The organism is Macrococcus equipercicus (assembly GCF_024205945.1).
GTDB lineage: Bacteria > Bacillota > Bacilli > Staphylococcales > Staphylococcaceae > Macrococcus > Macrococcus equipercicus.
Genome location: NZ_CP073809.1, coordinates 1,775,637 through 1,799,746, shown reverse-complemented (window position 1 = coordinate 1,799,746; position 24,110 = coordinate 1,775,637). Strand labels below are relative to the sequence as shown.

Here is a 24,110-nt window from a genome sequence, read left to right as displayed (position 1 = left end):
GTGACATAATGTATATAGAACTCGATGATCAAAGCAGCACCCCGATTTATCTGCAGCTGGCCAATCAGATTATCCGGGGCATTGCGAACAAAGAGCTGGTGCCGTACGAAGCGCTGCCGTCCGGTCGCATGCTTGCAGGCGACCTCGGGATTAACATGCATACCGTGAACAAAGCCTACCATTATCTGGAGGATAAACGCTTTATTCAAGTGCAGCCGAAGTCGGGTGCCATGATTCATCCGGAAGCGGTGAGAGCGGCCAGTGCCAGTGAAGTACAGTTACTGAAAGAACGACTGCAGCCTATTATAGATGAAGCAAGATGTCTGCGGTTATCTAAAGAAGCCATCTATCAATTAATCAAGGAGTGTGAAAATGATGATTGAAGCGATAGTCACAAGTTTGATTATAGGGGTGACAGGCCTCGTCATACTGTTATCAGGACGCTTCGTTAAACGTAATATGTTGTTTTCCGTGTACGTTCCTGACAAGTACCGGAAGGAAGCTGAAGTAAGGGACATCATCAAACAGTTTAGAGTGCAGGTCATTACAGCGGCAGTGCTCAGCGCCATGGTCAACTTTATCGTCATGCTGTCTGCCGGCCATACAGCGGTCATTATATTGATGATGCTGCTCAATCTGCTGCTCATCATAGATGTACTGTTGTACAGGAACGCCAATGAAAAGATGAAGGCACTGAAAGAGAGAGATGACTGGATGGCCGGTGTAAAAATGCTGCGGACAGCAAATACAGCTGCCCGGGATGATCTTGCACTGCTGCCATGGCAGATTTATTTAATTCCATTCGCGCTGCTGACGCTCAGTGTGATTTACACGGCGCTGAACTATAGTCATATACCAGACAGAATAGCGGTGCACTGGAACATCAATAATGAAGCGGACCGCTGGGAGGACAAGAGTATCGGCACTGTATTCTATTCAGGGCTGCTCGGTTACGGCATTCTTCTGCTGCTGATAGCGGTCAATTCAGCCATCAGCTGTTTTCCGATGATGCTTAATCCCGCAGCGAAAGAGGCGTCACAGCAATATGAGAGCAGCGTGAGAAGAAACAACAGCTATTTGATGTTTATCATCGCTGTTGTCGTGTCACTGATGTTCAGTTTTATTCTTGTGCAGCCGTTATTGTTCCCGCCGGGCTATATGCCGGGTTATGTCATGCCGGTGATGATTGCCGGCATGATTATCCCGATTGTTCTCAGTATCATTTATCAGTTCCGTGCAGACAAAAAGTACCGGGAAACTGCAGCAGTAGTCGATAAAGCACCTTATCATGATGACAGTAACTACAAATGGGGCTTGTTTTACTACAATAAGCAGGATTCGAGCGTCTGGGTGCCGAAAGTTTCGCAGTTCGGGATGACGATGAACTTTGCACGGCCGGAAGCACTGCTTATTTCCGCTGTAATTCTTATTGTGACGCTGCTGCCGATCATTTTATTATTTATTTTCGGCTAGCCGGCAGCGCGTTATTACATGCAATCAAGGCCAATCTTTCCTATAATAAGTTCAAGACCATAAGATTGGGCGTGGGAATATGTATGAAGTGAAAACAGAAGTCAAGATTATTCCGGACGGATTTGAGTCAGTGAACCGATTTTTTCATGACCATGTATTCCGCAGTTATATTGAGCTCGGTGCAAAGCTTAGAGGACGCTGGGTGGACGCCGACTGTACACTGATTACAGAAATATGGGCATTCCATGATAAAAATCATTATCAGCAGTTTTTTGAATTGAGAAAGAAGACATCTCATTACAAGAACAGCGTAGCCGAGAAACTGGCTAATGATAAATGGATTATCTCGAAGAAAGAAACACATATGGAGCCGACGGGTAATTACTTCCAGCCGCTGCACAGTGTATCAGCAAGTGTGTTTGCACAAAATGACAAAGGCGAGACACTGCTTGTCAGAAGTCTGCATAGAAGCGATACACTGGAACTCCCCGGCGGTATGGTGGATCATGAAGAGAGCCTGACAGAATGTGCCATCCGAGAGACGAAGGAAGAAACAGGACTCGATGTGGAAATATTAGGACTTGTTTATATTTCGCACAACGTGTCTAACGGTATCGTAGCGTTTGTCTTCCACGGAAAAATTACAGGCGGCCAAATTGCAGACTATGAAGAAGAGACAAAGGATGTCGGCTTTTACGATACATCTGAACAAGCGATTGACCGTTACGTTAAACGCCCCGATTTCAAGGAACGTATTATCGAATCACAGAAATTGAGTTATCTTCCGCTCGATATTATGACAAGCAGACCTTACAATCTTGTCGAACGCCTGAACTAAAGAAGTATAGCCAAAATAAACGCCCTGCAGTAGTGGCGAACTGCAGGGCGTTTATTATGACTTTTGAAGGCCACTTCTCACTGAATTTCGGTCGGTTGGACTGGATTTTGGCCTTCAGGAGCTGTTTGAAGGCCACTTCTCACTGAATTTCGGTCGGTTGGACTGGATTTTGGCCTTCAGGAGCTGTTTGAAGGCCACTTCTCGCTGATTTTCAGTCGGTTGGACTGAATTTTGGCCTTCAGGAGCCGTTTGAAGGCCACTTCTCACTGAATTTCGGTCGGTTGGACTGGATTTTGGCCTTCAGGAGCTGTTTGAAGGCCACTTCTCACTGAATTTCGATCGGTTGGACTGGATTTTGGCCTTCAGGAGCTGTTTGAAGGCCACTTCTCGCTGATTTTCAAGAAAAAATCCATTATTCACTGGCGAATTTAAGAGTTGTATCAAGCTGGCCGGTCAATTCGGTCAGCGGCAGCGGTCCGCCCTGCAGCCACTGACCGAAATCAAGTTCTGTCGGCTCTGTATCACCGCCGAGCGCTATCCAGGCCTTCAGCTCCTTCGGAAAATAGCAGCTTGTGTGGATGGTGCCGCTCCAGCTGGAATATTTATCACTGAAGATGCCGGCAGTCGAACTGTTCATAGCATTAAATGCCTCGGCTGCAGTTAATCCGCTGTTGACCTGCGCAGTCATCGCGGTCATTCTGTCATAAGAATCTGTCAGTACTTTTCGGTTTTCATGAGTGAGGACTTCGAAGTGATTGGTACAGTAATGGTGTTCTCTTATATTAATATCCCGCGGTGTCACTTCTACAATCTGTGTGATACCTTTTTTGTCGAGCACAATATAGGAGAAGCTTGAGCGGTGGGGAATGGACTGCAGCAGCTTGACTGCTTCTTCGACATCTCTGCATGTCTCAAGTATCAGCCGGCCGATCATATAGCAGACGAAGCCGTCACCCGGATTTTTGCGGTGCATGAAATTGTAGCCCATCGTCAAACCGTGTTCATTGATGCCGTCCATCCGGCCGGTCACCCGCGAGACAGGGGCCATCGTCGCATAACCGCCGTCATCCGGTTGAAAGAATGTCAGCCGGCCGTCGTAAGTCGCTGGATGATAGTCATAATTACGGACAAGAAAACCTTCGGCAGTAAAGACAGAGCACCCGGAGTCTTTCGCATAAACTCTATAGCCGCCGAAGTTCTGCAGCACTTGTTCAAGTCCCATATCAAGTGAATCTTGAAGCCCGATTAATTCATCCCATATATACGGTGCAAACTCATTGAACACTCGTCTTGTTTCCTCTATATCCACATCAAACCGCGGTCGTCTGATCCGCCATTCGCGGGCGCGGTTTTTCATCATCAGTGTTCCTTTAATCCATTCTCCCTGGGCATAACCGAAGTCATAATGACTGCCGCGGAATTCTGTAATGCTGCTTGTAACGTCCTGCATATGATCACGCCTTTAGCCTTTTATATATATTCTAACATAATTGATTTGACTATCATAACAAACAAATTGACTATTGTATTTGTCAAATTGTAAAACATATATTACAATAAAGATAGATTCAATGAATTCTAGTGAAAAGAGATGTGAATACATTATGAAAAACAGGCTGAAGGAACTGCGGGCAAGAGATGGCTTTAATCAGACAGAGCTCGCAAAGCGGGCAGGCGTATCGAGACAGACAATCAGTTTGATTGAGCGTGATGGTTTCATGCCTTCTCTGTTGACGGCAGTTAGAATCGCGCGGATTTTTGAGGAACAGATAGAAGACGTATTTATTTTTAAGGAGGATGAACTATGAAAAAAATGTGGAAAGGCTTTTTGATTGGTGCTGTGATTGGAGGGATTTTCGGTATGCTGTTAGGCGGGGGGCTGGATGCGATTAATTTTCTAGCAGCTCGTTTCGACAGTGAAATGAAAGCAGGAGCCATCATCATTATTATTATGGCGCTGGTACTATATATAACGCTTTCCATGAGAAAGTTTAGAACGACAAATAACCTTCTTCAAAGTTGATTCTCGCTATTTACCAGATTGCTCAAGGTGAGAACCAGATTATAGGGATGCTGCTATTTACGGGTATGTTGATTTATTCAGCTGTTAAATATTACAATAAAGCTAATGAATATAATAAATAATAATGCTGATGTTGCCCGTGCATGAGTAACCGAAAGTGATAATATGGTTTAAAAGTCCTGCAAAGCGGGACTTTTTGTCTGATTTCTCCGTCTCCAGCCCGCGTCGGTTGACTTCACTCCTGATTTTTACTAAGGTAGGCGGTGAGGAGTGATAGTATGAGAACGTTGGAACAGGAGAAGGATCTCTTCTTTATTGATGGTTCAACGTACGATTTACTGACAGAGGAATTAAAGACGACCGTTGTATGCCCGAAAGATGAATTTCGCGGACATGCCATCTATAAAAACTTTCATGTGAGCAACTGCCATAGAACGTGGCGCATTTCAGATTATGACTATGTGATTGCTGCACAGCCCGGCTGGTACGAAAGTCTGCCGGCAAGTAAGCAGCAGCTTGTGTTCAATGAGCAGAAACGGACAGGTTCCTGCATGCTGATCGGCAGTACGCTGATCACACAGCGCTTCTGGTCACAATTGACAGCAGCACAGCAGCAGAAAGTCATCAGTCTTTACGATGAACCGATAGAACAGCTGGATGTGTCAGGGCTGCCTGACCGTTTCACACGTCTGCACGGCGTATTTCCTGATGAGCACGGTGGTAACTGTTTCGCAGCGGCTCTGTACGGTGTGACGGACGAAGAAACAATTCTTAATGAGTGGATTCATGATCAGATGTTCACTGACATGCTGACCCGTAATCACTATATACAGACTGATCAGCCGGAAAGTGACAGCGTCATGGTATTTGTCCGTGATGGTGTCGTCGTCCATGCATGCTATATGATTGATGACGACTACTGCTTCAATAAATCAGGACAGATGTTCTACAATCCATGGCATATCGCCCGCATTGACAAAGTGAAGGCCGACTGGAAAGACTGTGAACTGGTCTATTACAGTTCAGCCGGGAAAGCAAATATGGCAAGGACTAACAAACAAGCTTGTTACGCTTAAACGACAAAAAAACCGGATCGGCTGACCCGGTTTTTTTTGGTTAGTTGACGCCGACTTGGCTCCACGCATTAGCCACAGTTGAAGCATCTGTTGTGCCGTATAAGTCAGTCGCTGCTCTTACTAAGGAAGCTTTAGCGTCTGCGAATGATGAATTAGGTGTTAAGTAGTAAACTAAAGCACGGTAGTAGATTTTCTCTGATTTTGCTTTGCCGAGTTTCGTTACTGTGTTGTAGAACGCTTTGTTCGGGATACCGCTGTTTGTATGAACGCCGCCCCAGTCGCCGGCCTTTGTGTTCGGCAAGTATTTATAATTGTTCATATGAGAAGGCTGGCCATAAAGATCTGGATTCGACATGCTGCGCAGTGCATCACCGCTCTTGTTCGGTGTATAGACATCTTCACCCATTAAGAAGTCAGGGTCTACAAAGTAACCGAAGACATCTGAGAATGATTCATTCAATGCACCAGGCTGATTCTCATAGACAAGTCCTGCTGTTTTTTCAGTGACCGCATGTGTCAGTTCATGAGCGATGACATCATTGGCACCTGATAACGGGGAGAATGTCACGCCGTCTCCGTCACCATAAACCATCGATTCACCGTTCCAGAAAGCATTGTTGTAGTTGGTGCTGTAATGGACGATAGAGTAGATAGGTGCACCCTGATTATCGTAGGAATCACGGTTATGGACATTTTTGTAGTAGTCATAAACCTGGTCAGCATAGTAATGCGCATCGACTGCTGCACGCTGTGCTGGACTTGTGAAATATTTGTCTGAATCCGTCACGATAGAATAGTTTGATGTCGCATTTTTAGCGTCATATGTCTCGATGTTACCAGTGTGCGTCATATCCGCTAAATAATAAGTGCCGTTCTCTTCATAGATGTTCAATGTTTTAGTATCGCCTTTGTTACCTGTACCGCTGCCGGTAGTCGGCCCGACGTCAGTCAGCGCATTCTGCTTAGCAACGACTTCGCCTGTTTCTGCATCAATTTGAACTTTCCAGTTAGCAGGCTGAGGTGTCAAGTAAATCAGCTGAACATCATAGACGAGTTTATTGTGCTCAGGGTTGACGACTAAATCTGCTTTTTTGACGACTTTACGACCTTGGTTTTTGACTGCATCTTTATCGACACCTGCAGCAGCATAAGCTTTATCGACTGCCTGTTCTGCTGTCAGTTTTTGAGTGTTGGTCGGTGCGAGTTCTTTCTGGTCAAGGTCACCGTTGACGAATGTCACTTGTCCTTCTTTATTGACGTGGACTTTAACTTCTGTGTTCAGTCCGACTTTGCCGTTAACTTTTGGCTTTAATGTATAGTGAGTGAAGCCGAGATCGTCTTGTTCAACTGAAACGACATCGTACTGCTTGTAAGTTTTCTTAACTTCTTTTGAACCAGGTAAATTTTTAAGTGTGTTTTTAGCTTCCTGTTTATTCTGTACTTTTTCAAGCTTTGTCAGTGCCTTTGAACCATCTGATTTCGCGAACGACTCATTCGCTGGAACAAGTGAAGCAAGTAAAGCTGTAGATAATACTGCAGGAACGATGAATTTTTTCGACATGTAATACACTCCTTAAATAGTGGTTTTTTAAAGCTAATTCTTATTATAATTATTTTGAATTGTTTGACATCTGTATTTTACGCAAATCTGTATAAAAGAGATGTTAACATTTCTTGATAATATGATTATATTATATAAAAAATATATATAATATGACTAAAATTAAATATTAAATATGTTGATATTACTGATTTATAAACATAATTTTAACTTTTAAAGTATGTTAAAAAGTTAAAAACAACCTCATGACAAAACAGCCGGATCATTGAAAATCCGGCTGTTCAGTATTTGTCAGTTCATCCAGCAGCACATGTAAAGCGATTGTTTCAGCGCTGCGTATGTTCTGCCCTGACCAGTTGCTCATATATTCTGAGTTATTCTGAACTTTTGCTGCTGCCCTTATATCAGCTGTCATCTGATTCATTAGCGGATAAGGAACAGCCGGCTGCTGCATCAGTTTATTGCGGATGCCTCGGGCTGACTTCCCTGTAATAGCAGTGGTTACTACTGCTGCAGTTTCGTCGGCGTTATTAATCGCTTCTTTATGAAGGGGGTGCGCACTGCTTTCATAAGTGTTGAGGAAGCGGGTACCGATTTGAACATAATCCGCCCCGAGCATTTTCGCGGCTGCGATTCCCCGGCGGTCAGCAATACCGCCCGCTGCAATGACCGGAATGCTGACGGCATCTGCCGCCTGTGGAATAAGACTTATCAGACCGATGGACGGCTGCTTGAGGAAGCCGCCTTGATGTCCGCCGGCCTCGTACCCTTGCACTGTCACATAGTCCATACCGTGTTCTTCGATAATAAGCGCTTCCTTGACATTTGTCGCTGTGCCGATCACTTGTATGCCGGCGTCTTTCAGCTGTAAGATCAGCTGCTTATCCGGACAGCCGAAAGTAAAGCTGACTACCGGAACATTCATCTTGATGCAGAACGCAGCATAGTCTTCGATAGACGGCTCACTGGAAAATTGGATATCCGTCACTTCCGGAATGTTCAATATCCGGCGGATGTCGTTAAGCGCGTCGTTCACAGCTGTTATATTATCCGGGACTTCAGGCGTGCGCTGATGCGCAAAAATATTGACGGCATAAGGTCGAGCGGCCCTGAATCGCACCTCTTCAATCTGACGAGCCAGCGTATCAAGAGAAAGGCCGCCTGCAGCTAATGAGCCGAGACAGCCATAATTTGACACTGCAGCCACAAATGCAGGGCTGATAATGCCGCCTGCCATCGGTGCCTGAATGATAGGGAAGGTGATGTCAAGCATAGGAAAACACTCCTTTAAGCGCCTGTAATACCCATTTCGGTATACATACGGATGAGTTTACGGTCTCCATCAATGGTCTTGAACGTTAAAATAGTCAGTGAAGAATCTTCAAGCAGATTATAGTGGTCATCCTCACGGTAAATCCGAATGATGACAATGTTATCTGTCCCGCGCTCTGTCTTGTAGAGAACATCAAAACGCCATTCCTGCTGCTCTTTAAAACGCTCATTAAACACATTGATGATCTGGTCATAATTGTAGATGAGTTCTTCATGAGTGGAAAGAACAAAACTTGCCTTTAATTCTGGTGAGAGTATAGTCTTGATAGTTTCTATATCTTGGTTCTGCCATGCGGCTAATAGACGGACATGTGCCAAGTCATTCACGTTCCTTTTCAGCAATTTGGTTGATTGTGATTTATTATAGCATGAACTAAAGAGATAAACATTTCTTTAATAGAATTTAATATGATAATATAGGATTATCAGATGATAAGAGGTGAAATGAGAATGAAGAGTTTATTAAAAGGATTATTTTTCATCGTATTTCTATTGGCAATCATTATAACAGGTGGAGCAGCTGTATTATTTACGCGTTTTAAAGCTGACTTTGAAGATATTGAGCGTCGTACTCAGGATATTATCGCTAAAATTGAATCAGAAAATGTCTAGAACTTACCATTATGGTGAGTTCTTTTTTATTAAGTGAATTGAGGAGGCGGCCGTTTGGCATTGACATTGTCGGATGTATCTCTAATAGAAAAGGCACTTGACCAGCTGGTGAAGTTGATGAGTCTGAAACATCCTTGTATTGAAGACATTGTGATTGGTTGTCAAAGAAAACCGGAAGATTATGCGGTGGCACTGTCTATTAAGGAAGCATGGGAACAGCGAGGCGGTTTTAATAGTGAAGGCGGCACAGTGCTTGATATTGTGTGCTGGAATGAGCAGTCGAGTTCGTTCAATAAGTATTGCAGTCGTATTGCCCGGCACCATCCCGATGCTTTTGTGGTCGTCGGGATGACAGCGGGTTTTAAGGAGATCAATAGGCGTCTTCATAAGTGCTCTGAGCTGACAGCTGAGCAGACTTACGTGCTCGGAAATAGAGACGGGTCACTGGACTCATTGTTTTTTCACCAATTAACGGGCGTCAGCTGGACCGGAGAAGCGTGGAGAATGTCACAGCTCCAAACTATTACATAAAGGCAGTCACCTGACGGATGACTGCCTTCTATTACGGCGATGAGGCATAAATAGCAGCACTAGTCCGGTGACGATCATTATATAGGCTGCGTTCAACGGCAGCGGATTTTCTCCGGCGGCCGGCAGTACTGCTGAAGATGATTCTTTCTGCTCATGTGCGTCTTCAGTTGAGGCATCGTGTGAGCTGCTTGTTCTGTTGCTGCTCGTCTCTAAGGTTCTCGTGTCAGCAGGAAGCTTGAAACCATCAGGTCCGCTTTCAACCGGCAGCTGAGGCGGCACTTGATCTGCATAGCTGCTAACTTCAGTCTTAACGTCTTCAGCAGGCTGATGCTCATTGATGATTCGGCTGACCGGATCTTTAGCGCTAGAATTAGTCGTGGCTGCAGATACAGTCAAGGGCAGGGTGACAAAGAAAAGGGTTAATATAAAAGTTCGTAAAAAAATTTTCATTTCGCTTCTCCTTTGCAGTTGATTAAACTTATTATGACATATAATAAGCTGCTCCTCTATGATGTTGACGATAATTATCAATATCTTAACAGCTGTCACATGGAATTCATTGTTTCTTCAAGATCAGGAAGCTATGTAAAAATAATTAAAATTTATATAGTATTAACTGGATATAGTGAAGCAAATCTTGAAGCAGCAGCACTTAAAATCAAAAAATTGTCGAACTTGTCTAAAATTTAATGTATGATGATAAAAATGCTGCAAAAACCATATAAAGCTGCAATAGTGAGATATCAGTAAAGTAGGTGATGGGAATCAAGATTATTATGCTGGATGATCAGGAAATGGTGGGACAGGGAATCGCACATCTACTGTCAGCTGAAACTGATATAGATGTGCTGAAAGCATTCTCGGAACTTCATCATCTGGAATATTATATAGAGACATTATTACCTGATATTGTGCTCTGTGAAGCGAAAATCAGCGGAATAAACATGCTGCTCAATTTGCGGGCGCTCGTCGATAAATATGACAAAACGCGCTTTATCATATTGACGGGCTACGACATAGAAGAATATAAGGCAAGAGCATATGATAACGGGGCAGCGGCCTTTATTTTGAAAGAAGAATCCGCCGATTATTTAATTGATTCGCTGAGGAAAGTCTATTACTTCAACCGCAACCTATTGACCGAGATCAAGCCGGAATATCAGCTCCTGACTGTCCGTGAGCGGGAAATACTCGCACTGGTTGCGCGGGATATGACAAACAAGGAAATCAGTGAAGCGTTGTTTGTCAGCAAACGTACGGTCGAATATCAAGTGTCCAGCCTGATCCGTAAGCTTGAGGTGGAATCAAGAGTAGGGGCAGTGATTAAAGGATTGAAGCTCGGCATCATCGAAGAAGATATAAGGATGTAGATGTTTATAGAGATAACAAAGAACCCGGACCGGGTTCTTTGTTATGACTGATTACAGCTGGAGCGAGAGATTGATGACATCGATGAAAGAAACAAAGCACAGCTGCTGGTTATCCAGATTGACACCGATAATCAGCATAGCCCAGTGGTCGATTTTTTCGACGGTAAGTTGCAGCTGCTTAATATAGCCGTCGTGATAAAACTCAATCAGCAGTGGACAATGACGGTGCAGCGCTTCCTGTAATGTGCGGTTGAGCTCTTCAAGCCGGTCATCACAGAGCACCGGCCGTTCTACTTTGTGCTGCTGCTCAAGCTGCTTTTTAATATCCGCATACTGTTCAGGCATCGTCGCAAAAGGCGCCCATTTGATCATGCCGCGTCCCAAAGGAATATTCGGATTCAATTGACTCCGCTCGATGTTACGGTAATCAGTCTCACCATAAACAGGATGAATCATAACATCACTTCTTTCGTGGATGTAACCTCATTATAAGAACATATGTTCGGTATTTCAAGATATTTAATGATTAGCTATCTTTTACAGTTATAACTTCATAAGTGCACAACAAAAAATAGACTGCGGAAAACCTTGTTGTATCAAGGTTTTCCGCAGTCTTTTTATGACGGGGTCTGCTGCTTGAAAAAGTTTGAGTGAATAGAGAGATAAAGCAGCAGCATGCCAATCAGACCAAGAGAAATGACGTAGACCGACATCATTGTGCTGTTCAGCACAGTACCGACAATGAGACCGGAACTCGCCACAAGGCCGGCACCACTATAGCCGAGTGAACCGAAGGCGATATAGCTTGCCCGCTTGTCCTCCGGCATCAGCTTAGCCTGAAAGACCGAGAGAATCGGTGTCTGCATCAGTTCACCGATAGTCGCGATAAGAACGACAAGCAGCAGCAAGTACCAATTCGTCAAATGATGCGCCAGACCATAGCCGCCTGTGTACATGAAAGCACCGAGCATAAGTACAGCAAGCTGATTGCTCTTTTCGGTCACTTTAGCGACTAGAAAAGTGATGGATACAACAAGCAGCGTGTTCTCGATAAGCATCAAACTCATCATCCGGACGCCGTCGACATGTATGCCGAGCAGATTGACCGGTTTAAATTCATCATGCAGCCGGACACCGATGTAGTTCGTCAGCGCAAACTCTGCTGAAAAGATAAAAACGGCTGCCATCGTGAAGAAGACGAATCTTGTATCTTTTAATGCCGCTTGGTAGTTGCTCAAGAGATCCCGCATCCAGTGGGTTGTCACTGCTCTTGGGGCGCGGTCAGTTGTCGGATCGATTAAATACTTCTTAAAGATGAACGTGTTGATGAGCATAATGACAATAATCAATATGAACAGCATCAGGCGGTGGTCCCTGTAGAACAGACCACCGATCGCTGTACCGACAGCAGTCGCTAAGTTATTTGCCCAGTACGTCGTCACGTAGACTGATTTGCGCATGTCTTCAGTCGTTGAATCAATGATCAAAGCTTCAAGTGCCGGGAAGACCATCGCATTGCTGATAGCTGTCAGCATGAACAGAATGGCGACAACCCATGGCATATTGACATGAGGATGGATGAAGATGGTCATTAAGATCATAATGACCGCAAAAATCATCTGACCTGCTAACAGCTGGCCTTTTCTGCTGAAGCGGTCAGCAAAGTAACCGCCGAGCAGGTTGCATAGTAAACCGAAGATGACGTTGATCGATAATAACAGCCCTGATGTAACTTTACCGAGTTCGTCAGCGATATACAGCACCATAAAAGGCATCACACTCATACTCGCCGCATGGTCAAAGAAACCGCAGCAAATACGAAGTTTAACATTGGAAGGGAACTCAGAGAATTTCATGGTGATAGTCCTCTATTTTCATAAGATTAGTTACATTATAATCTAAATATTTCAAAAATAATACAGCTGTTGCAGTGTGGCCGCTCTTATTCGATGTATACTTCGTCCCAGTTGTAGAAACCGTGCAGGACGATGCGTGCACTGTGCAGCTTTTGAGGGACGTACAGCGTCTTCTGATTATTGAACAGCGGGATAAGAAGATGACGTTTTTCCAGTGCGCGGTCAACGATAATATGGCGCCGCGACCAGGTAGCTGTGGGGCTTGTGATATAGCTCTCGAATATATCTTTTAGTGCCGGATACTGTGCAGGCAGGTGATGCTGCATCGCTTTATGCTGAAAGAGCAAGCTGAAATATTCGTAGTGCTCTGCACCGTTTAAGAAAGCCCCGTGCAAATAATAGTCTGCTGAATAATCAAGTCTGGAATGAATCGCCTCGTCAATCGTGACAGGGATAAGCTCTACTTCAATATGATGCCGTTTCAGCAGCTGCCTGACATCGTTCATCAGCTTCCTGATATAGCTCGGATAAACAAGACGAACAGTGAACCCGGATGTCAGTTCAGGTGTCCGGCTGAAGTAACGTGACTGTTTCAGAATAGTGGGTGCAGCCTTGGCGATGTTCTTTCGTTCGGACGTCTGACGTAAATACGTCTGCATGATGTAATGGGTGGTTTCCCGCTGTGCTTGCGTCAGCCGGTTATCCCGCAGTGACAGCATGTAATAAAATCCGTCTGTTACAGTGTGAGCGGTGAGCTGGTCGCCGGCCAGCAGGGAGAATTCATCGTGCTTCTGGTCAGGGATATAGATCATCTCTACTTCATCGAGAAACGGACGCAAGCCGTAATAATTATCAAATGCCTTCAGGATGGAATGCGTGTCCGTGTTCTTGTGAATATAAAAAGGGCCGGTGCCGATATAGCTTTCATCTGCCACTTTATAAATGCTTAAGTTAAGTGTCGATAGAATATCCAGAATGTAAGGACAGTCAGTGAATGACAGTTTGAGCTGATAGTTATTGATAGTCTCAATCGAGTGAAGCGGATCAAGTAAGCCGTGCATATAAGAAGAGGACTTCGCCGTCTTCAGACAGTCACTGACATCGAGTGCTGTCAACAGCTGACCGTCGTGAAAGCGGATGTTCTTCCGTAAATAAATGACAGCTTCAGTCTCCGTCACATGAATATGATGAGCAAGCTGATAATGATAACGGCCTTCTTTAAATTCGACGAGCGTATCATAGAGGTTGCTCAGTACATTAAAGCTGTTAATATCATTCGCAGCGAGCGGATTAAGGGTTAAAGGGGCATAGCGCTTTTTGATGATCAGCCTGTCATTGTCTTTTCTGTCTATACCGAGCAGCTGATTAGCCTGCAGCAGCAGCGACTGTTTCGATGTTTCAGACCAATCCCACGTCAGATAGTGGACGACTTCATCAAGCGGCTCCGTGCTGAATAATGATGTGACTTGCTGGAAATAATGGTCATCGATATTTAACTGCCAGTCAATTTCTGTCATATGGCCGCGGCCTCTGCCACTTGTATAAGTGAGGAACTGCTCAGCCTGCCATCTTTTTAAACTGCGTGCTAAATGTTTCTGGCTGATTTTCAGCTGTTCACTGACTGTCTTCTGGTTGATTGACGCTTTGCTGAGATTATAAAAAGAGAGTAGTAATGATTCCATGGTCACCTCTAAAAGTAGACTGAAATAAAATATTGTCCATTTTTAATTAATTCAGTCTACTTTATCATAAAGTTAAATATAACAGAAGAGGTGAAGGATATGAGGATCAGAGATTTACCGCTTAATATTCATTTGAGGTTGTGGGGGTCGTTCGTCAACCGTTGTACTTACAGTGCGACATTACCATTTTTAGCGCTTTATTTAACGGATCAGGTCAATGCTTCATTCGCCGGACTGTTCCTGGCAGTAGGTGTGTTTGTTCAGTTTGCGAGTAATATATGGGGCGGTTATTTTGTTGACCGTATGCCCCGCAAGAAGATGCTGGTTTTCGGCGCAGTTCTCGAAGCGGCAGCACTTGTGTTAATGTGGGTCACTGTTCTTCAGTCCTGGCTTGTATTATTTCTCGCGTCATATGTGCTGTTTACGATTTTCAGTGCGTTCAGACGGCCTGCCATGAGTGCAATCGTCCAGGATTCAGCGACGCCGGAAAACAAAAAGCTGCTGTACCGCATGGATTACTGGCTGATTAACCTTTCTCTTGCGGTCGGCGCCTTGCTCGGCGGCCTGCTTTACACCACTCATAAAGAGTGGCTGTTCTTTATGACTGCACTGGCCGCATCGATACTCGCTGGCCTATATGCAAAGTACATCGAGGAGACGAACAGCTTCATACGGGAGAAGAAGCATCACAATATTTTTAGGGATCTGCTGTCTGCCTACAGTACTGTATCGCGCGATAGACGTTTTGTCATCATGGTCATCGGCGGCATGCTGCTGGCGACTGTTGAACTGATGACCAGTACTTACGTTGCTGTCAGGCTGCACCAGTCGTTTGCGCCGATTAATCTAATGGGGTTCAGCATTAACGGTGTCCGCATGTTCACGCTGATCAATATGACCAATACATTGACAGTGGTCAGCTGCTCATTGCTGGTCGGCAAATTTGCGGAACGTTTCCCGGTCAACCGTATACTATTGGCAGGGCTCGTTGTTTATGGATTAGGTTATGCGCTGCTGACAGCTGCGAATTTATGGTGGCTGATTATCGTTGCGATGCTGATCGCGACATGCGGGGAGATGATCTATGCACCAATTAAAAGCGCTGAAACGTTAACGCTTATTCCGAAGAATCAGCGGGGGTCCTATAATACATTCAGTTCTTTCACATATAGCGGTGCCCAGCTGCTGTCAAATGGTTCACTCATTATCGGCGCTTATTTAAATCCTTATGCCATGAGCTTCGTCGTCTTCTTCATCGTCATGCTGGGCAGTGTGTTCATGATGAGCAGCTTATTCGGCACGCACTATAAAAAAATCCCTGGATAGCATCCAGGGATTCTTCTTGTTATTTAGTGATGGCAAGCATCAGTTCGCGTGCGACTTTTGCCGCGACTGCATTGGATACGCCTGATGCATCGTATGGTGGAGAGAGCTCCACGATGTCTGCTGCGACGACATTCAGCTGTTCAAATACTTTGAATGCCGGCTGCAGTTCCTTGTATGTCAAGCCGCCCGGTTCCGGTGTGCCAGTGCCCGGGAAGATAGACGGGTCAAGACAGTCGAGATCTATTGTCACATAGACCGGTGTGTCTTTTAACAGGGCCGGCAGGTCTTTCAGTGTATCGATAGAGAATTTCTCGAGTGTTGTATGAGCATCACTCCAGTCGAACTCTTCTTTCGTGCCTGAACGGATGCCGTACTGATAGATGCGGCCGTCGCCTGTGATGTCGTGAATGCGGCGCACGACTGTCGCATGACTGAGCGGCTCACCCATATAGTCGTCGCGCAAGTCCGTATGTGCATCGAGCTGCACTAATACGACATCTGGATATTTCTCGTGTACAGCACGGAACGGTCCGAGCGTCACTAAATGCTCGCCGCCGATCATAAACGGCAGTTTGCCGGCAGTCAGAATCTCGCGTGCTGTTGCTTCTAATTCATCCAGCACTTTCACTTTATTGCCGATTGTGATGTCAACGTCGCCTGAATCCATGATGCTGACATCTTCTAAGTCTTTATCAAGATAAGGACTGTAAGTCTCAAGGCCGTATGACTCAGAACGGATGGCATCCGCTGCGAAACGTGTGCCTGGACGATTGGACACAGTGCCGTCAAATGGTGCGCCGTAAATCACCGTTGATGCTTCTTCGAATGATGCCTCGCAGCTCATATAGACATGCTTATTCGGCTGCATCTTCAAGCATCTCCTTGACGAATGTCGGCAGGGCGAATGCGCCTGTATGAATATCTGTGTTATAGTACTTTGTTTTAAGGCCGAGTTTGTTCCATGCATCTAAATCGGCATCTTTCAATGGATCGTATTTCTTGGATGCGAAGCCGAACAGCCAGTGACCTGATGGATAAGTCGGCATATGGAACTGATACACACGTGTGATCGGGAATAAACCTTTAATTTTTGAATGTGCACGTTTCATTTCGTGTGCGTAGCTTGGGTAATACGGTGACTCATGCTGGTTGATTAAAATACCGTCGTCAGTCAGCACACGGAAACAATTGTTGTAGAAGTCATGAGAGAACAGACCTTCGCCAGGACCGATCGGGTCAGTAGAATCCACAAGAATCAAGTCATAGTAGCCGTCTTCTTTGTTCTTCACGTAAGCAAGGCCGTCTTCAAATAATAAGGTTACACGTGGATCTTCCAGTTTCCCTGCAGTAATCGGCAAGTACTCCTGTGACAGACGTACAACGCGTTCATCAATCTCAACCATATCGATCTGCTCGATAGATTCGTAACGTGCCAGTTCGCGCACTGTACCGCCGTCGCCGCCGCCGATGACAAGCACTTTTTTGATATTAGGATTTGTCGCCATCGCCACGTGCGTAATCATATCGTGATAAACGAACTCATCTTTTTCGTTGACCATCATTAAGCCGTCCAGCGTAAAGAATGTACCGAATTCTTCAGATTCAAAGAAATCAATCTGCTGGAAAGGTGACGTTTCAGTATGAAGATGTGATTTTGTCTTGATTGAAAATTTAACATGGTCTGTGTGATTCTCTGTATACCAAAGGTCTAACATAATAATCCTCCTTATTTAACGTCTACTTCAACAGGTTTGAATGATTCTACAACGATTTCACCTTTAGAATATTTGTGGATTTTATCAGCCATACCGCGGCCGATTTCATATGAGTCAGAAAGTTCGGCTTTTAATGCTTTCTCTAAGTAATCTTCTGCTCTCCACGGGTCTACTGTGTCGCCGCATGTGAAGACGTCAACAGATGCATAGCCGTATTCAGGCCATGTGTGGATGGTTAAATGAGATTCTGAGATGATGACAGCACCTGATACGCCGTACGGATTGAATGTATGAAAACAGCTTTCAACGATTGTTGCACCGGAGACACGTGCTGCTTCGTTCATGATTGCTTCGATTTTATCGTGGTCTTTTAAAATATCCTTGTCACAGTTGTAGTACTCGATTAATACGTGTCTTCCTAAAGTCGTTAATTTCATAATATTATTTTCCTCTTTTCTCTATGATATAAACTTGATTTGAATTTTCAGTGCCGATTTTGATGATCGGCTGGTTGTTGATGAACTGCCAGTAATCAACGATGTCCTGGCTGATGCGTTCGCCTGCCATGACGATCGGTATGCCCGGCGGATAAATCATCAGTGATTCTGCGCAGATTTCTCCGACAGCATCTTCGATATTGACTGGATATTTATCCGCATACAAGACTTCCCGGAGCCCCATCGCCTGCTCGGGGATGGATAGCTGTTTGAGCACCGGCGAGTGGACTTCCCGCTCTGCCTGGTGATGAAGCCGGCTGATGGACTGCAGCGCCTCGAGCAGACGTTCCAGCACCGCCTCGTTATCAGCGATAGAGACAATTCCCATGATTAAGTTCGGTTCAGCGAGTTCCATCTGGATGCTGTAATCGCTTCTCAGTAGTTTGTACACTTCAAATCCAGACAATTCAATGGTTGAATCAATGTAGATAGTCAGCTTGGATTCATCAAGCTGCTGATGATAAAGGTCTTTGAATGCTTTGCCGTCCAGCATATGAAACCCTGGAATGTCATTGACAGCCTGCTTGAACTTCTGGAGAGAAATCATTAACTGCTCAAACTTCTCCGGGCCGTTCAGCGCCAGATTTTTACGTGCGATGTCGAGTGACGACATGAGCAGGTAAGACGCGCTCGTTGACGTCAGCATGTTGATGACACTTTTCACTTTGCGCTTATCCACTAAATCTCCTTGGACGAGCAGTGCGCTTGACTGAGTGAACGAGCCGCCTGTCTTATGAAGGCTGGTCGCTGCCATATCTGCGCCGGCTTCCATGCTGGAAATCGGCAGATGCGGCGAAAATCTGAAATGCGCACCATGTGCTTCGTCTACAAGCACCGGCATGCCGTGTGCGTGCGCAAGCTCTGTTATCGCCTGCAGATCACTGACAGCACCAAAGTAAGTCGGATTCATAATGAAGATAGCGCGCGCATCCGGATGTTTATCGATAGCGGCTTTGACATTGTCATAGCTCAAGTTGTGGGCGATACCGAACTTAACATCGAATTCAGGTGAGACATAGACAGGTGTGACATCAGCCAGTGCCATCGCATTCAGGACTGATTTATGGACGTTACGCGGAAGAATCAGTTTATCACCGGGTCTGCAGACCGCAAGAATCATCGTCTGAATGCCTTCTGTCGTACCGTTGACTAAAAAATGAGCCTCATCTGCTAAATACAAGTCAGCAAGCAGATTTTGTGCCTCCTTGATGACGCCTTTCGGGTTATCGTAATTGTCCAGCTGCGGCATGGAGTTGACGTCGTGCCTTAATGTAGAACGGCCGTAATAGTAAAGTTCCGACTGCTCGTCCAGACCACGTTTATGACCCGGCACATCAAAGCTTGTGACATTTTGGGCTTCGTATAATTTTAATGCATCAAACAGCGGGGTAGCATGATGTTTCGTGCTATCAATTGCTGTCAATGGCTTGATTTCTGATCGTTTAATCAATTTTGCACCCCACAATATTAGGTGAATTGTAAAATATAGTAATACTTAACCAGAGGTTTTATATATCTGTTAATTTATTTTTACCAAACAAATTGTAATGTATTACTAAACTATTAGCAAGAAAAAATTTCATTTTGCATATGTTTTTTTGAAGCGGGAATAGTCTGATAGAATGTAGAAAACAAGAGGGGGATAATTATGAATACTATCGGCTATATTGGTTCTTATACAAAAGGCGAAGGCAAAGGAATTTACCGTTTTACAGTGAACGAAGAAGCAAAAAAAATCGAGACAGTGGAGACGGCTTTTGAAGTGCCTGCGTCTACTTATGTCGTCAAACATGGAGACTATTTATATGGCATTAAGAAAGAAGATGACAAAGCAGGTGTCGCTGCTTACAAAATCGGAGAAGAAGGACAGCTTGAATACATCAATGACTGCCGTGAATCAGCAGAAAGCGGCTGTCATATATGGGTGACTGACGACGGTAAATATTTGATGGAAGCAGTATACGGGGCAGGAGAAGTACGTCTGTACAGCCTGCAGCCGGAAACAGGCGAAGTGCTGCAGCTGATTGATACAGTCGTGCAGGACGGGAAAGGACCGAATGAGGACCGCCAGGATAAGGCCCATACACATTTCATCCAGCAGACGCCGGACTTGAAGTATGCAGTGGCGATAGATCTCGGTGCTGATGAAGTCATCACGTTCAAGTTCAGTGACAATGGCTTTGAGAGAATCCGCGCATTAAAGCTGCCGGCAGGCGTTGGTCCAAGACATTTGACGTTTAATGAGAACGGGCAGTATGCGTATTTATTCACTGAACTGAGCAACGATGTATTCGTGCTTAACTATAATGACGGTACATTTGAAGTGCTGGAGCAGCATCATGCGGTGCCGGCTGACTTCTCCGGCAATACGCAGGGTGCAGCTATCCGCATGAGCCGTGATAACAAATTCGTCTATGCGTCTAACCGGGGGCATCAAAGTATCGCTGTCTATAAAGTGGAAGAAGACGGCGCTAAGCTTTCTCTTGTAGAAATTACGGACTGCGGCGGTGACTGGCCGCGCGACTTCAACATTACGCCGCGCGACAAGTTTTTAGTATGTGCGCACGAAGTGAGCGGTAATGTCTCACTGTTTGAACGAGACAGCGCGACAGGCAGATTGACATTGCTTGAAAATGACAAGCAGGCGGCAGAAGGTGTCTGCGTACAGTTTTTGTAAGGGGCCGTGGTCATGAAAACAGCAGTCTATCAGATGACAGTCATACCGGGGCAACCTCGGGAGAACTTGAAGAAAGTGGCGGACTGGCTGAATCGGCTGCCGGAAGATACAGATGTCGCGGTGCTTCCTGAAATGTGGAACACTTCTTACATGCTTCAGCAATTAGCCGATTTGATTGATGATGAAGGCAGCCTTGAAATCAGTGCACTCCAGAACATCGCCCGGCTGCGGCGCTTGAATATTGTAGCGGGCTCAATCGCAGTGAAGCATGGTGATAAGTTCCGGAACCGGGCCGTTGTCATTGACCGGCACGGCCATATCATTTATCACTATGACAAAGTCCATTTAGTACCGATGCTTAATGAACCTGAATTTTTAGAAGCGGGAGACGAATTCAGCACCTTTAAGCTGGATGATCAAAAGATGGGACTCATCATCTGCTATGACCTCAGATTCCCGGAGATTACAAGGAAGCTCGCGCTTGACGGTGCAGAAGTCATCTATGTCGTAGCCGAGTGGCCGCTTGAGCGCATTACTCATTTCACGGCGCTGCTGAAAGCACGGGCGATAGAGAATCAATGCTATATCGTCGCATGTAACGCGTCCGGCGAATGTGAAGATACAGTATTCGGAGGACAATCAATGGTGGTCAGTCCGTCGGGCGCTGTAATAGTGGCAGCGGATATTGACGAAGCAACGATAACAGCTGACATCGACATAGAACAGTCCGAAGCGATTCGTCAGGCGATACCGATACTTAAATCACGCAGAACTGACTTATATTAAGAAGTAGAACCGCTCCTCATGATGAGGGGCGGTTTTTTTGTGGAGTTACGACCGATAACTGAAGAATATCGGTCATAACTCCAAGAAACCCTGTGATTTTGCAGAGTTATGACCGATAAATCCGGAATATCAGTCATAACTTCGCCCACTATTTAAGGATGTACTGACGGTTTTTGTTGGCACCGCTTGTATGGCACAAGTCAGCCATGATTCTTCTAACTGTCTGCTGAGGTATGCCGCTCCATCTGCTGACTTCAGCGGCTGAGAGCGCATCGTTTTTAAGGAGGAACATTTCTTTTATTAATGCCAATAAAGCAGTTTTATTATCCACGCGATAGCGGCAGTTAATGCAGCTGATATATCTTTTCTTGCAGTCAGGAATCATCGACAGCTGCCGGCACTGTTCACAGCGTATACCTTGCCTGTAGTCCTCAAATGCATAGTAATGAATCCGTTCCTTGACCAGCTCATTCCTATGGCAGGCTTTAATTTTGTCAGCAATCGTCACGTGTTCTTGTGAAGGTCTAATTGTGTGAATGTACTGCACGACTTCCTGCACTTGATGAGGAAGCAGCACTTTGTCAGGCACATGAGCGTCAGGCAGTTCATATTGATGATTCACAAATAATACTCTGCTCACTACTTTCATCTGAATAAGCTGAGACTTCAAAAATTCTTCTAACTTATAGTGCGCTTTATTCAACTGTGACAAAACATCTGCATGGACGTAACCTTGCTGTGAGACGAACTGCTGGTTGACTAGCTTGTAAGATCCCGTAAAGTTCTTCACATCAAAATGATAAACGATTCTTTTATCGAAAATGAGAAAGTCATACTGACTGCCTTTCCGGTAATCAAGACTGATATCCCATAGTTTCACGCCGGCAGAAGTTTTAACGAGCTCGTAAAAATACCGTTCTCCTTCCTGACCTCTTAAATAATTGAATAATTGATGCCGGTCATAGTCGTTCAAAGCTGTACGGTGCTCAGCGGCAAGTAGAAACTGCTGATAGCGAGTCGGTTCGTGCAGTTTAATGAACATATCTTCACCCCGCTATCACTATAGCGGCGACGACTTCAAAAATCAAAAAGCAGAAAATGACGAAAACCTCCGATCAGCCTGCAGAAATTCATGAAAACAGTGATTTCGTCATTTTCAGTAAAGATTTCATCGATTTTCACTAAAATATTTAATTATACCATGTTTTAATATTAAAATGCGGAAAATTTCCAAATTGGCAACTTTTAAATTTTACGCCCTATAATTTGTTATTATAGAAATTTTGACAAAAAAAGACTACCGGTCAGTCGGTAGTCGCTTCCGTGCTTATTTATAGAACTGTCTGATGTACTTAAACTTGCCTTTATAAGGCGGGAACATGAGCCCCGTTTCGAGCTTCGTGCCTTTTGTCATATAGGCTTTCTGGTGGCTGAACAAGTCATAAGAATATTTGCCGTGATAAGCCCCGATACCTGAAGCACCGACGCCGCCGAATGGTAAATATGGATTGGAGACGTGCATCAGTGTGTCGTTAATGCAGCCGCCGCCGAATGACAGACGTTTGAACACGGTCTTGACGAAGTCACTGTCCTCACTGAAAATATAGAGTGCGAGCGGCTTATCATAGCTGCGGATGATATCAAACACTTCATCGCGTGAATCAAAAGTGATGATCGGCAGCAGTGGACCGAAAATCTCTTCTTTCATCACTTCATCGTCAAGCGTGACATCATCGATCAACGTCGGTTCAATGTAGCGTTCTGCTGCCTCTGTCCTGCCGCCTGAAACGATCCGCCCTTCAGCTGATGCAAGTATTCCGCTCAGCCGTCTGAAATGATTGTCATTGACGATCCGGCCGAAGTCCGCGCTTTCTGCCGGATTTTTGCCGTAAAACTCTGCGATTGTCATCCGCATGGCCTCAATGAACTTATCTTTGACTTTACGGTCGATTAAAATATAGTCCGGTGCGACACATGTCTGCCCGGCATTCATAAATTTCCCGAATGTAATGCGTTCTGCTGCTACTTTGATGTTCGCCGTCTCATCGATGATAGTCGGGCTTTTGCCGCCGAGTTCGAGAGCGACCGGTGTTAAATGTCTGCTTGCTGCTTCATAGACGATTTGGCCGACTCTTGTGCTGCCGGTGAAGAAAATGAAATCAAACTTTTCCTGCAGCAGGTCAGTCGTCGCTTCTTTCTCGCCGAGTACAGTCATTACATAATCCGGCGGAAATGCTGCAGCGATAATCTCGCTGATCACCTGGCTTGTATGCGGCGTCAGTTCAGATGGTTTGACGACAGCACAGTTGCCGGCAGCGATTGCTCCGATTAATGGTTCCATGACCAGCTGGAATGGATAGTTGAACGGTCCGATAATCAGCACGGTGCCGAGCGGTTCACGCATGACAAAGCTTTTCGCAGGGAACTGCAGCATCGGCGTCGTGACGGTTTCTACTTTATTGTACGTTTTAATTTCTTTTAAGAACATGCTGATAGATTTCAGGATGATGCCGATTTCAGATGCATAGCCTTCGACTTTGCCTTTTCCGAGGTCCTGGTTCAGCGCCGTTAAAATATCGGCTTCTCTATGCTGTATTTCTTTTTTCAGTGCTTTCAGCTGCTTCTTTCGGAACTTAATTTCTTTTGTTGCATCAGTATAAAAAAATGTATTCATTGCCTCGACTTGTGCTTTATAAGTCATCCCATTCACTCCATTCGCCTTTGTCTTCAGTGTACATCAAATTAAAACATGTTA

At 45.1% G+C, this 24,110-nt stretch carries 26 protein-coding genes; 12 read left to right on the top strand and 14 right to left on the bottom strand.

Going from position 1 to position 24,110, the window contains the following annotated elements:
* Nucleotides 1-8: 8 nt before the first annotated feature.
* The 3 genes from KFV11_RS09550 to KFV11_RS09540 all read left to right on the top strand — a co-directional run bounded on the left by KFV11_RS09550 (nt 9) and on the right by KFV11_RS09540 (nt 2,311).
* Nucleotides 9-383 carry a GntR family transcriptional regulator gene (locus tag KFV11_RS09550; RefSeq protein WP_149459875.1) on the top strand — a complete coding sequence of 125 codons (375 nt, stop codon included), beginning with the start codon at nt 9-11 and terminating at the stop codon, nt 381-383.
* Entirely contained in the window at nt 376-1,473 is a 1,098-nt protein-coding gene (locus KFV11_RS09545) for a DUF1648 domain-containing protein (protein WP_254249810.1), read from the top strand. The genes KFV11_RS09550 and KFV11_RS09545 overlap by 8 nt, the downstream gene beginning before the upstream one ends.
* A 79-nt stretch (nt 1,474-1,552) precedes the next feature.
* Nucleotides 1,553-2,311, top strand: a complete 759-nt coding sequence (locus KFV11_RS09540; RefSeq protein WP_254249809.1) for an NUDIX hydrolase — start codon at nt 1,553-1,555, stop codon at nt 2,309-2,311.
* 412 nt (nt 2,312-2,723) lie between these two features.
* On the opposite strand, the gene KFV11_RS09535 is transcribed toward KFV11_RS09540, so the two are convergent.
* Nucleotides 2,724-3,761 (bottom strand): C45 family autoproteolytic acyltransferase/hydrolase, encoded by a 1,038-nt coding sequence (locus KFV11_RS09535; protein ID WP_149459878.1) that lies wholly within the window; start codon nt 3,759-3,761, stop codon nt 2,724-2,726.
* 154 nt (nt 3,762-3,915) lie between these two features.
* On the opposite strand from KFV11_RS09535, the gene KFV11_RS09530 reads away from it, so the two are divergent.
* From KFV11_RS09530 to KFV11_RS09520, 3 genes are all read left to right on the top strand, one after another.
* A complete protein-coding gene (locus KFV11_RS09530; protein WP_149459879.1) occupies nt 3,916-4,119 on the top strand; it encodes a helix-turn-helix transcriptional regulator in 204 nt (67 codons plus the stop codon).
* Entirely contained in the window at nt 4,116-4,334 is a 219-nt protein-coding gene (locus KFV11_RS09525) for a hypothetical protein (RefSeq protein ID WP_149459880.1), read from the top strand. The genes KFV11_RS09530 and KFV11_RS09525 overlap by 4 nt, the downstream gene beginning before the upstream one ends.
* Before the next feature lie 278 nt (nt 4,335-4,612).
* Entirely contained in the window at nt 4,613-5,410 is a 798-nt protein-coding gene (locus KFV11_RS09520) for a hypothetical protein (protein WP_254249808.1), read from the top strand.
* Nucleotides 5,411-5,450: 40 nt separating this feature from the next.
* Here KFV11_RS09520 and KFV11_RS09515 read toward each other — a convergent pair whose 3' ends face one another.
* From KFV11_RS09515 to KFV11_RS09505, 3 genes are all read right to left on the bottom strand, one after another.
* Nucleotides 5,451-6,971 (bottom strand): M4 family metallopeptidase, encoded by a 1,521-nt coding sequence (locus KFV11_RS09515; RefSeq protein WP_149459882.1) that lies wholly within the window; start codon nt 6,969-6,971, stop codon nt 5,451-5,453.
* A 262-nt stretch (nt 6,972-7,233) separates the two neighbouring features.
* Entirely contained in the window at nt 7,234-8,244 is a 1,011-nt protein-coding gene (locus KFV11_RS09510) for an NAD(P)H-dependent flavin oxidoreductase (RefSeq protein ID WP_254249807.1), read from the bottom strand.
* Nucleotides 8,245-8,258: 14 nt separating this feature from the next.
* Nucleotides 8,259-8,630 (bottom strand): hypothetical protein, encoded by a 372-nt coding sequence (locus tag KFV11_RS09505; protein ID WP_254249806.1) that lies wholly within the window; start codon nt 8,628-8,630, stop codon nt 8,259-8,261.
* 123 nt (nt 8,631-8,753) lie between these two features.
* Here KFV11_RS09505 and KFV11_RS09500 point away from each other — a divergent pair, with 123 nt between their 5' ends.
* Together KFV11_RS09500 and KFV11_RS09495 are read left to right on the top strand one after the other, a co-directional pair.
* Nucleotides 8,754-8,915, top strand: a complete 162-nt coding sequence (locus KFV11_RS09500; protein WP_170234600.1) for a hypothetical protein — start codon at nt 8,754-8,756, stop codon at nt 8,913-8,915.
* 54 nt (nt 8,916-8,969) lie between these two features.
* Nucleotides 8,970-9,446 carry a hypothetical protein gene (locus tag KFV11_RS09495; RefSeq protein WP_254249805.1) on the top strand — a complete coding sequence of 159 codons (477 nt, stop codon included), beginning with the start codon at nt 8,970-8,972 and terminating at the stop codon, nt 9,444-9,446.
* A gap of 6 nt (nt 9,447-9,452) precedes the next feature.
* On the opposite strand, the gene KFV11_RS09490 is transcribed toward KFV11_RS09495, so the two are convergent.
* A complete protein-coding gene (locus KFV11_RS09490; protein ID WP_254249804.1) occupies nt 9,453-9,896 on the bottom strand; it encodes a hypothetical protein in 444 nt (147 codons plus the stop codon).
* A gap of 308 nt (nt 9,897-10,204) precedes the next feature.
* On the opposite strand from KFV11_RS09490, the gene KFV11_RS09485 reads away from it, so the two are divergent.
* On the top strand, nt 10,205-10,816 hold the full coding sequence (locus KFV11_RS09485; RefSeq protein ID WP_254249803.1) for a response regulator transcription factor: 612 nt from the start codon (nt 10,205-10,207) through the stop codon (nt 10,814-10,816).
* Nucleotides 10,817-10,867: 51 nt separating this feature from the next.
* On the opposite strand, the gene KFV11_RS09480 is transcribed toward KFV11_RS09485, so the two are convergent.
* From KFV11_RS09480 to KFV11_RS09470, 3 genes are all read right to left on the bottom strand, one after another.
* Nucleotides 10,868-11,272 (bottom strand): YolD-like family protein, encoded by a 405-nt coding sequence (locus KFV11_RS09480; protein WP_149459620.1) that lies wholly within the window; start codon nt 11,270-11,272, stop codon nt 10,868-10,870.
* 161 nt (nt 11,273-11,433) lie between these two features.
* On the bottom strand, nt 11,434-12,672 hold the full coding sequence (locus KFV11_RS09475; protein ID WP_149459619.1) for an MFS transporter: 1,239 nt from the start codon (nt 12,670-12,672) through the stop codon (nt 11,434-11,436).
* Between the two features lie 86 nt (nt 12,673-12,758).
* Nucleotides 12,759-14,354: an ABC transporter substrate-binding protein gene (locus KFV11_RS09470; RefSeq protein ID WP_254249802.1), complete on the bottom strand. Its 1,596-nt coding sequence runs from the start codon at nt 14,352-14,354 to the stop codon at nt 12,759-12,761.
* A 99-nt stretch (nt 14,355-14,453) separates the two neighbouring features.
* Here KFV11_RS09470 and KFV11_RS09465 point away from each other — a divergent pair, with 99 nt between their 5' ends.
* A complete protein-coding gene (locus KFV11_RS09465; protein WP_149459617.1) occupies nt 14,454-15,680 on the top strand; it encodes an MFS transporter in 1,227 nt (408 codons plus the stop codon).
* Between the two features lie 19 nt (nt 15,681-15,699).
* On the opposite strand, the gene speB is transcribed toward KFV11_RS09465, so the two are convergent.
* Genes speB through KFV11_RS09445 form a run of 4 tightly spaced genes read right to left on the bottom strand, consistent with a single transcriptional unit; the run spans nt 15,700 to nt 19,342 of the window.
* Complete coding sequence (gene speB, locus KFV11_RS09460; RefSeq protein ID WP_149459616.1) at nt 15,700-16,548, bottom strand: agmatinase; 849 nt, start codon at nt 16,546-16,548, stop codon at nt 15,700-15,702.
* The gene (gene speE / locus KFV11_RS09455) at nt 16,535-17,395 is read right to left on the bottom strand and encodes a polyamine aminopropyltransferase (protein WP_149459615.1); all 861 of its coding nucleotides are present in this window, start codon (nt 17,393-17,395) and stop codon (nt 16,535-16,537) included. Before speE ends, speB begins: the two co-directional genes overlap by 14 nt.
* 11 nt (nt 17,396-17,406) lie before the next feature.
* Entirely contained in the window at nt 17,407-17,832 is a 426-nt protein-coding gene (gene speD, locus KFV11_RS09450) for an adenosylmethionine decarboxylase (RefSeq protein ID WP_149459614.1), read from the bottom strand.
* A 4-nt stretch (nt 17,833-17,836) separates the two neighbouring features.
* The gene (locus KFV11_RS09445) at nt 17,837-19,342 is read right to left on the bottom strand and encodes an aminotransferase class I/II-fold pyridoxal phosphate-dependent enzyme (RefSeq protein ID WP_149459613.1); all 1,506 of its coding nucleotides are present in this window, start codon (nt 19,340-19,342) and stop codon (nt 17,837-17,839) included.
* Between the two features lie 198 nt (nt 19,343-19,540).
* Here KFV11_RS09445 and pglS point away from each other — a divergent pair, with 198 nt between their 5' ends.
* Together pglS and KFV11_RS09435 are read left to right on the top strand one after the other, a co-directional pair.
* Nucleotides 19,541-20,569 (top strand): 6-phosphogluconolactonase, encoded by a 1,029-nt coding sequence (gene pglS / locus KFV11_RS09440; RefSeq protein ID WP_254249801.1) that lies wholly within the window; start codon nt 19,541-19,543, stop codon nt 20,567-20,569.
* Between the two features lie 12 nt (nt 20,570-20,581).
* Nucleotides 20,582-21,355: a carbon-nitrogen family hydrolase gene (locus KFV11_RS09435; RefSeq protein WP_254249800.1), complete on the top strand. Its 774-nt coding sequence runs from the start codon at nt 20,582-20,584 to the stop codon at nt 21,353-21,355.
* A 148-nt stretch (nt 21,356-21,503) separates the two neighbouring features.
* Here the strand turns inward: KFV11_RS09435 and KFV11_RS09430 are convergent, their stop codons facing one another.
* Together KFV11_RS09430 and KFV11_RS09425 are read right to left on the bottom strand one after the other, a co-directional pair.
* Nucleotides 21,504-22,397 carry a nuclease-related domain-containing protein gene (locus tag KFV11_RS09430; protein ID WP_149459610.1) on the bottom strand — a complete coding sequence of 298 codons (894 nt, stop codon included), beginning with the start codon at nt 22,395-22,397 and terminating at the stop codon, nt 21,504-21,506.
* Between the two features lie 285 nt (nt 22,398-22,682).
* Nucleotides 22,683-24,056 (bottom strand): aldehyde dehydrogenase, encoded by a 1,374-nt coding sequence (locus KFV11_RS09425; RefSeq protein WP_254249799.1) that lies wholly within the window; start codon nt 24,054-24,056, stop codon nt 22,683-22,685.
* Nucleotides 24,057-24,110: the final 54 nt, after the last annotated feature.

Coding starts and splice junctions, on each gene's coding strand:
- KFV11_RS09550 (WP_149459875.1), top strand. CDS start 9: ATGTATATAGAACTCGATGATCAAAGCAGCACCCCGATTTATCTGCAG.
- KFV11_RS09545 (WP_254249810.1), top strand. CDS start 376: ATGATTGAAGCGATAGTCACAAGTTTGATTATAGGGGTGACAGGCCTC.
- KFV11_RS09540 (WP_254249809.1), top strand. CDS start 1,553: ATGTATGAAGTGAAAACAGAAGTCAAGATTATTCCGGACGGATTTGAG.
- KFV11_RS09535 (WP_149459878.1), bottom strand. CDS start 3,761: ATGCAGGACGTTACAAGCAGCATTACAGAATTCCGCGGCAGTCATTAT.
- KFV11_RS09530 (WP_149459879.1), top strand. CDS start 3,916: ATGAAAAACAGGCTGAAGGAACTGCGGGCAAGAGATGGCTTTAATCAG.
- KFV11_RS09525 (WP_149459880.1), top strand. CDS start 4,116: ATGAAAAAAATGTGGAAAGGCTTTTTGATTGGTGCTGTGATTGGAGGG.
- KFV11_RS09520 (WP_254249808.1), top strand. CDS start 4,613: ATGAGAACGTTGGAACAGGAGAAGGATCTCTTCTTTATTGATGGTTCA.
- KFV11_RS09515 (WP_149459882.1), bottom strand. CDS start 6,971: ATGTCGAAAAAATTCATCGTTCCTGCAGTATTATCTACAGCTTTACTT.
- KFV11_RS09510 (WP_254249807.1), bottom strand. CDS start 8,244: ATGCTTGACATCACCTTCCCTATCATTCAGGCACCGATGGCAGGCGGC.
- KFV11_RS09500 (WP_170234600.1), top strand. CDS start 8,754: ATGAAGAGTTTATTAAAAGGATTATTTTTCATCGTATTTCTATTGGCA.
- KFV11_RS09490 (WP_254249804.1), bottom strand. CDS start 9,896: ATGAAAATTTTTTTACGAACTTTTATATTAACCCTTTTCTTTGTCACC.
- KFV11_RS09485 (WP_254249803.1), top strand. CDS start 10,205: ATGGGAATCAAGATTATTATGCTGGATGATCAGGAAATGGTGGGACAG.
- KFV11_RS09480 (WP_149459620.1), bottom strand. CDS start 11,272: ATGATTCATCCTGTTTATGGTGAGACTGATTACCGTAACATCGAGCGG.
- KFV11_RS09475 (WP_149459619.1), bottom strand. CDS start 12,672: ATGAAATTCTCTGAGTTCCCTTCCAATGTTAAACTTCGTATTTGCTGC.
- KFV11_RS09470 (WP_254249802.1), bottom strand. CDS start 14,354: ATGGAATCATTACTACTCTCTTTTTATAATCTCAGCAAAGCGTCAATC.
- KFV11_RS09465 (WP_149459617.1), top strand. CDS start 14,454: ATGAGGATCAGAGATTTACCGCTTAATATTCATTTGAGGTTGTGGGGG.
- speB (WP_149459616.1), bottom strand. CDS start 16,548: ATGCAGCCGAATAAGCATGTCTATATGAGCTGCGAGGCATCATTCGAA.
- speE (WP_149459615.1), bottom strand. CDS start 17,395: ATGTTAGACCTTTGGTATACAGAGAATCACACAGACCATGTTAAATTT.
- speD (WP_149459614.1), bottom strand. CDS start 17,832: ATGAAATTAACGACTTTAGGAAGACACGTATTAATCGAGTACTACAAC.
- pglS (WP_254249801.1), top strand. CDS start 19,541: ATGAATACTATCGGCTATATTGGTTCTTATACAAAAGGCGAAGGCAAA.
- KFV11_RS09435 (WP_254249800.1), top strand. CDS start 20,582: ATGAAAACAGCAGTCTATCAGATGACAGTCATACCGGGGCAACCTCGG.
- KFV11_RS09430 (WP_149459610.1), bottom strand. CDS start 22,397: ATGTTCATTAAACTGCACGAACCGACTCGCTATCAGCAGTTTCTACTT.
- KFV11_RS09425 (WP_254249799.1), bottom strand. CDS start 24,056: ATGACTTATAAAGCACAAGTCGAGGCAATGAATACATTTTTTTATACT.